Origin of the sequence: uncultured Microbacterium sp., assembly GCF_963521695.1 — a bacterium.
Classification (GTDB): domain Bacteria; phylum Actinomycetota; class Actinomycetes; order Actinomycetales; family Microbacteriaceae; genus Microbacterium.
In genome coordinates, this window is record NZ_CAUQWC010000233.1 from 1 (window position 1) to 5,176 (window position 5,176).

The window sequence follows — 5,176 nt, forward strand, 5'->3', positions numbered from 1 at the left end:
CAGCAGCAGGGGAGCGCCCACGAGGACGGCGATCCCCAGCGGCCACGCGATGCTCAGCAGCACGGCGCCGCCGAACACGACGGCGGCCAGCTGCCCCACCGGGTAGACCGCGATCTCGACCGCTTCGGCGAGGCGTGCGGCATCCGAGACGGCCAACGACACGGCCACTCCGGGCTGTTCCGACGCGCGGCCGGGGCGGGCGCGGCGACGGAGGAAGCGCTCGGCGAGGGTCGCGCGCACGCGGTGCTGCGCGGCGAGCATGCCGAGTTCGGCGAGCCGCGACCCGAAGCGCCACGAGAACGACAGCGTGAGGAAGACCAGAGCCAACACCCCGAGCCAGAGCAGCAGCTCTCGCAGGTCGCCCGTCGCGACGGCGCGCTCGATCGCCATCCCCATCACCACCGGCACGAGCGCCTCACCGATCTGGTGGGTGACCGCCAACGCCGCCGCCGGCACGCTGTAGCGCGGGACGCACGTCATCACGCGCACCGCGAAGCGGCGCGGGGTGGTCGACGCACCGACGGTCAGAGGTCGGGTGGGGAGGGGTTCGGGCGGCGCCTGCAGCAGCATCCTCATGGCCGGGGAGCCCTGGCGCGCCCGACCGCCGAGATCGCCGGCGTCCCCGAGACCGGATCGGGTGTCACGACGCAGCGCAGGCCGAACACCTCCTCGACCATCTCGGCGGTGACGATCTCGGCGGGTGCGCCCTCGGCGACGACGCGGCCGTCCGTGACGGCGATCAGGTGCGTGGCGTACCTCGCCGCCTGGTTGAGGTCATGCAGCACGGCGACGAGGGTCCGCCCCTGCTCGTGCAGATCGGTGAGCAGTTCCATGAGTTCGATCTGGTGCGCGATGTCGAGGAACGTCGTGGGTTCGTCCAGCAGGAGGATCGGCGTTTGCTGGGCGAGGGCCATGGCGATCCAGACGCGCTGGCGCTGGCCGCCCGACAACTCGCTCACGAGACGCCCGGCCAACTCGCGCGTGCCCGTGGCATCCATCGCTTCTTCCACCACCCGCTCGTCCTCGGGGGACCACTGGCGTAGGAAGCTCTGGTGAGGGTGTCGGCCCCGGGCCACGAGGTCGGTCACCGTGATGCCGTCGGGGGCGAGCGATGTCTGCGGAAGCAGCCCCACGATGCGCGCGAGCTCTTTCGGTGCGTAGTCGCCGAGGGGGCGCCCGTCGAGACGGATCGTGCCCGCGGTGGGAGCGAGCAGTCGCGCGAGGGCTCGGAGCAACGTGGACTTGCCGCTGGCGTTGGCCCCTACGATCACCGTGAACGAGCCGTCGGGGATCTCGAGCGACAGTTCGCGGGAGATCACCCTGCGGTCGTAGGCGAGAGTGAGGCCGTCGGCGCTCAGGCGGGCGGGAGCGGTCATGCGCGTCTCCGGGATTCGTTGATGAGCAGGAACACGAGGTAGAGCCCGCCGACGACGACGGTCACCAGGCCCACCGGCAGTGGCGTCGGCAGCACGTGCTGTGCGACGACGTCGGAGGCGACGAGCACCGCCGACCCCACCAGGGCTGCGGGTGCGAGGGCGATGCCGGCCGAGCGCGTGAGGCGCCGGGCGATCTGCGGGGCGGCGAGCGCGACGAAGGCGATGGGACCCGCCGCGGCGGTGACCACGGCGGTCAGCGCGACGGCGCACACGACCAGACCGAGACGATCGCGTTCGATCCGGATGCCGAGGGCCTTGGCCGCGTCGTCGCCCATCTCGAGGCGAGTCAGGGATCGCGACGCCGGAAAGAGGGCGACGAGGACCACGATCGCAAGGACCGCGGCCGGGGCGAACTGCGCCCACCCCACCGGCGACAGGGATCCCGCGCCCCAGACGGCGGCGATCATCGCGACCTCGAGCTTCGCGCGCAGCAGCAGGTAGGTACTGAACGCCTGCAGCATCGCCGCCACGCCGATGCCGACGACGATGAGGCGGAAGCCCTGGATGCCACGACGGTACGACAGCGCGTACACCAGCGCTGCGGCGCCCATTCCGCCGAGGATGGCGCCGAGCGAGACGGGCAGACTCCCGGCGCTCGCGCCGAGCAGGATGATGGCGCCGAGTCCTCCCGCGTACGACCCCGCGGACAAGCCGATGACGTCGGGGCTGGCGAGCGGGTTTCGGGTGAGCGACTGGAAGATCCCGCCCGACACCGCCAGCGCCGCCCCGAAGACCGCCGCCGCCAGCACGCGCGGCAGGCGCCACTCGGCCACGACGGTGGTGGTGAAGGCATCGCCGGTGCCCGTCAGGGCCGCGATCACCTGCAGCGGCGTGAGGGCGAGGTCGCCCAGCGAGAGCGCGAGGACGGCCAGCGCGAGCACCACGGCGCCCAGGACCGCGCTGACCGCGAGCGTTCGCACGCGAAGACGTGCCGACAGGGGTCCGCGGCGCACGACGATGGAGCGGGGACCGCGGTCGACGGCATCCCTCGTCGACGCGCTCACAGCGTGCTCGCTCTCGCGCGGCGCACGAGGTGGATGAGCACGGGCGCGCCGATGAACGCGGTGACAACGCCCACGGGCACCTCCCCGGGCCAGAGCGCGACGCGTCCGATGACGTCGGCCGCGAGCAGCAGGGTGGGGGCCAGGAGCATCGTGTAGGGGAGGATCCACCGCTGGTCGGGTCCGACGATCCAGCGCGCCACGTGCGGCGCCATGAGACCGACGAAACCCACCGGGCCCGCGATGGCCGTGGCCGAGCCCGCGAGCACCGTGATGGCGACGATCGACAGCGCGCGCGTGGTGACCAGTCGCGTACCGAGGGATGCCGCGAGGTCGTCGCCGAGGCCCAGGGCGTTCAGCGATCGCGCGGTGGCGAAGGCGACGACGATCCCGGCGGCGACGAACGGGAGGGCCGGCACGACGACGTCCCACCCGCGTTCGACGAACGAACCCGCTCCCCAGGCGCGTAAGCGTGCGAAGGTCACGGGACTGATCAGCATGAGTGCCTGCGAGATGCCCAACAGCACGGCACCCACGGCGACGCCGGCGAGAGTGAGTCGCACTGGGTCGGGGCCGGATCGCCCGGCCGCGCCGATGATCGACACGACCGCGGTCACCACGAGTGCCCCCGCGAACGCCCACGGCAGCATCTGCAGCGCCGACATCGCTCCGAGGCCGACGCCGATGGTGACGAAGAGCGCGGCCCCCGCGTCGACGCCGAGGATGCCGGGGTCGCCCAGGGGGTTGCGCGTGAACGCTTGGATCAGCGCCCCCGCGAGCCCGAGGGCCACCCCCACGACCACGGCCGCGACGGTCCGGGGGAGGCGGAGATCGAGCACGACCTGATCGGTGAGGGAACCGTCAGGGGTGGTCAGGGCATGTACGAGCGCAGCCGGGCTGACGGTGCTCGATCCGATCGCGATGCTCAGGCACGCGGCGGCCGCCAGGGCGATGAGCGCGACGAAGAGACCGATGGCCCGCCGGCGGCCGGCCCCGGGTGTGCGCGGGCGGTCGCGCCGCGCTGAGCGCGACACGACCACCGTGGACGATGACACGGAGCGTCAGCCGTCGACGCTCTGCGGCGACTGACCCGCGACGGCCTTCTCGAGACGCGGGACGAGCTGCTCCAGCACGTACTTCTGGCTCAGCGGCGTGAGGAAGTAGATCGCTCCGGCGAGCTCGCCGTCGGTGTACACCGCGCGCCCCTCGGTCACGGCTTTCAGCGACGACGTGGTGCCGAACGACAGCAGGTCGGGCAACGACTCGGCGTTCTCGGTGGCGAAGACGATCACGTCGGCATCGATGAGCGACATGTTCTCGCCCGAGATGAGCGCCTGCTGGCCGGGCTGCGCGGCGTACTTCTCGAGATTCGGCGTCATGATGAAGCCGAGATCGGTGAGGAAGTCCGTGTTGAGGCCGTCGGGGTAGACGTAGATGTTTCCCTCGTAGGGGCCGCCCTGCGAGAACGATGCAGACCGTCCTGCGAACTCGGGGTGGGCCGCGGCGGCCTCGGCGTAGGAGTCTTCGACGCCGGTGATGAGCTTCTCGCCCTCGGCCGTACGCCCCATGGCTTTGGCGATCTGGCGCGTCTGGTCCTGCCACGCCGAGAAGTAGCGGTCGGCGCCGGTGACGCTGGTCACCGTCGGCGCGATGGCGCTGAGCTTGGTGTAGTCGTCGGAGGTGATGTTCGCATTGGTGCCGACGATGAGGTCGGGCTTCAGCGATGCGATCTTCTCGAATTCGAACCCGTCCGTGGCCTGCAGCACGGTGGGCTCCGCGCCGTTGAGCAGATCGGTCGCCCAGGGCCAGACGGCGAAAGGCTGCTCGCCGTACCACTCGGTCGTCGCCACCGGGGGAGTACCGAGCTCGAGCAGGATGTCCTGCTCGGTGAGTCCGACCACGACGACCCGCTGCGGTTCGGCGGCGATGGTCGTCTCCCCGAACTGATGGGCGACGGTCACGGGGAACGTGTCGCTCGGCTCGGTGGAGTACGTGGCGTTTTCGGCGGATGCCGTGGCGGCGCCGCCGCAGCCGGTGAGGAGCGCCGCCGTCACGGCGAGGGCGGCGCCCAGGGCGGCGAGGCGGACGAGAGGGCGGGTGTCCGGCATGTGGGGACTTCCGTTCGGGTGGGTGATGCGCCGCTAGGTTAGCCTTGCCTAACCCCGCTCACCATCCGCCCGAGGAGACATCGCATGCTGATCGAGGACACGGTCCTGTCTTCTCGCGAACATCGGCATCCCGAAGAGGCGGGTGAGGTCGCGCATCGTGTTCGTCAGTGGACATTCGCCGAATTCGCCGCGACGTCGACACCGCTCGAGGCCGGCAGCGGGTTCGCCCCGCACCGGCACGAGGAAGACCAGCTCGCGTGGATGGCATCCGGGTCGATGGAGGTGTCGGTCGGCACCGACCGCTGGCACCTGCGTCGCGACCACGCGGTGTGGATCCCCACCGGGGTGCGACACGAGATGCGCTTCACGGAGCCGGGCGAACTGGTCAGCGCCTACATCGATCAGCGACACCGCCCCGCGCCGCGGGGGTGGGACCGCGCCCGCGTGCTCTCCCTCGAGCCACTGGGGGGAGCACTGCTTCGCCATCTCGCCGCCACCGGTCTGACCGAGTCGCGTCGCCAAGCGTGCTTCGCGCTGCTCAGCGACCTCGTCGCCGACGCCCCGATCGCCCGCGAGGTGGTCGCCCTGCCGCACGACCCGCGCGCCCGCTCGATCGCGCTCGCGCTGATGG

5 protein-coding genes and 1 pseudogene are annotated in these 5,176 nt (G+C 71.5%); 1 reads left to right on the top strand and 5 read right to left on the bottom strand.

The annotated features are described in order from the left end of the window. From RWP81_RS14060 to RWP81_RS14080, 5 genes and pseudogenes are all read right to left on the bottom strand, one after another. A pseudogene (locus tag RWP81_RS14060) lies at positions 1-576 on the bottom strand (hypothetical protein); the annotation flags it as partial. Further along, positions 573-1,376 carry an ABC transporter ATP-binding protein gene (locus RWP81_RS14065; protein WP_314457108.1) on the bottom strand — a complete coding sequence of 268 codons (804 nt, stop codon included), beginning with the start codon at positions 1,374-1,376 and terminating at the stop codon, positions 573-575. The gene RWP81_RS14065 and the pseudogene RWP81_RS14060, both read right to left, overlap by 4 nt. Continuing rightward, positions 1,373-2,440, bottom strand: a complete 1,068-nt coding sequence (locus tag RWP81_RS14070; RefSeq protein WP_314457110.1) for an iron chelate uptake ABC transporter family permease subunit — start codon at positions 2,438-2,440, stop codon at positions 1,373-1,375. Before RWP81_RS14070 ends, RWP81_RS14065 begins: the two co-directional genes overlap by 4 nt. Continuing rightward, complete coding sequence (locus tag RWP81_RS14075; protein ID WP_314457112.1) at positions 2,437-3,492, bottom strand: iron chelate uptake ABC transporter family permease subunit; 1,056 nt, start codon at positions 3,490-3,492, stop codon at positions 2,437-2,439. The genes RWP81_RS14070 and RWP81_RS14075 overlap by 4 nt, the downstream gene beginning before the upstream one ends. Positions 3,493-3,498: 6 nt before the next feature. Further along, positions 3,499-4,545: an iron-siderophore ABC transporter substrate-binding protein gene (locus RWP81_RS14080; protein ID WP_314457114.1), complete on the bottom strand. Its 1,047-nt coding sequence runs from the start codon at positions 4,543-4,545 to the stop codon at positions 3,499-3,501. Positions 4,546-4,629: 84 nt separating this feature from the next. Between RWP81_RS14080 and RWP81_RS14085 the strand changes: the two genes are divergently transcribed. After that, positions 4,630-5,176, top strand: a 547-nt coding sequence (locus RWP81_RS14085; RefSeq protein ID WP_314457116.1) for a cupin domain-containing protein, incomplete at its 3' end; no start/stop codon positions are given.